Here is a 1,925-nt window from a genome sequence, read left to right on the forward strand (position 1 = left end):
GCGAAAACGCCGCGTCGACCGGCTCAGTAGCGTCCACATCGGACAGACGCGAAGCCTGGTCCGCCAACGCCTGCGCGGTGCGGCCGGAGATCAGCCACGGCACCACCCGGCGTTCGACGTTCCGCGCCGGCACCTCGGCCACCGGCGCCTCTTCGATGATCACGTGCGCGTTGGTGCCGCTCAGGCCGAACGACGAGATGCCGGCCCGACGCGGCTCGCCGGTCTCCGGCCAGGGCTTGGTCTCGGCCAGCAGCTCGATGTTGCCGGCGGACCAGTCAACGTGCGGCGTGGGTTCGCTGATGTGCAACGTCTTCGGCAGGACGCCGTGCCGCATCGCCATGATCATCTTGATGATGCCGGCGACGCCGGCCGCGGCCTGGGTGTGGCCGATGTTGGACTTCAGCGAGCCCAGCCACACCGGCGCGCCCCGGTCCTGGCCGTACGTGGCGAGCACCGCACGGGCCTCGATCGGGTCGCCCAGCTTCGTGCCGGTGCCGTGTGCCTCCACGACGTCCACGTCCGCCGCGGCAAGGCCCGCGTCGGCCAGGGCATGACGGATCACGCCCTGCTGCGCCAGGCCGTTGGGCGCGGTCAGGCCATTGGACGCGCCGTCCTGGTTGACGGCCGAACCACGCAGGACGGCCAGCACGTCGTGACCGTTGCGGCGGGCATCGGACAGTCGTTCCACCAACAGGACGCCCGCGGCTTCGGACCAGCCGGTGCCGTCGGCGGCGGCGTCGAACGCCTTGCAGCGGCCGTCCGCGGCCAGCCCGCGCTGGCGCGCGAACTCCACGAACCCGTCCGGCGTCGCGAGAATCGTGACACCGCCGGCGATCGCGAGGTCGCACTCGCCGGAGCGCAGGGCCTGAGCGGCCAGGTGCAGGGCCACCAGCGACGACGAGCACGCGGTGTCCACCGTGATCGCCGGGCCGGCGAAGCCGAACGTGTAGGAGACGCGGCCGGACAGCACGCTGGGCTGGTTGCCGGTGGCGGTGTAGCCCTCGACGCCGTGGGTGTCGGCGTCGATCGCGTACCCGGTGTGGAAAGCGCCGAGGAAAACACCGGTCCGGCTGCCCTTCAGCGTGCCGACGTCGATGCCACCGCGCTCGAACACCTCCCACGCCGTCTCCAGGATCACCCGCTGCTGCGGGTCCATGGCCAGCGCCTCACGGGGCGAGATGCCGAAGAAGGCGGCGTCGAAGTCGGTGGCGCCACGCAGGAATCCGCCCCGGACGGCGTAGGTCTTGCCGGCCTTGCCGGGCTCCGGGTCGTAGATGCCGGCGATGTCCCAGCCGCGGTCGTCGGGGAAGTCCGCGATCGCCTCGCGCCCCTCGGCAACCAGCCGCCACAGCTCCTCCGGCGAATTGACGCCCTCCGGGAACCGGCCGGCCATCGACACGATGGCGATCGGGTCGTCGTCGACCCGCCGCGCCGCCACGGTCTCGGTCTCGGCCGTGCCGGCGATCTCGGCCAGCAGGTGCTCGGCCAGCGCGCCGGGGGACGGGTGGTCGAAGACCAGCGTCGACGGCAGCGACATCCCGGTGCGCGCCCCGAGCCGGTTGCGCAGCTCCACGGCGGTCATCGAGTCGAACCCGAGGTCCTTGAAGGCCCGCGTCACGTCCACGGTGGCGTCGCCGGAATACCCCAGCACCGCCGCCGTTTCCGCCCGCACCGCGGCCACCACCTCGCCGGCCGGGTCGGCCGCGGCCATGACCTGCTCGGCGAAGGCGGAACTCGGCCGGTCGTCGGCCGCCCGCATGGCGTCCCGCGCCTCGGGCAGGTCGCCGATCAGCTTGCTCGGCCGCACCGCGGTGAAGCCGGGCGTGAACCGCGTCCAGTCGACGTCGGCGACGGACACCGTCGTGTCCCCGGCCCCCACCGATCGGGTCAGCGCCGCCACCGCGAGGTCGGGGTCCATCGGCGGC

The 1,925-nt window shown here is 73.0% G+C and carries 1 protein-coding gene; it reads right to left on the minus strand.

The genetic code is table 11. From position 1 onward, the window contains the following. On the minus strand, positions 1-1,918 hold a 1,918-nt coding region (locus KUTG_RS46260), incomplete at its 3' end, for a type I polyketide synthase (protein ID WP_304413688.1). Positions 1,919-1,925 lie beyond the last annotated feature (7 nt).

Source organism: Kutzneria sp. 744 (genome assembly GCF_000568255.1).
In the GTDB taxonomy this organism is placed as follows: Bacteria; Actinomycetota; Actinomycetes; order Mycobacteriales; family Pseudonocardiaceae; genus Kutzneria.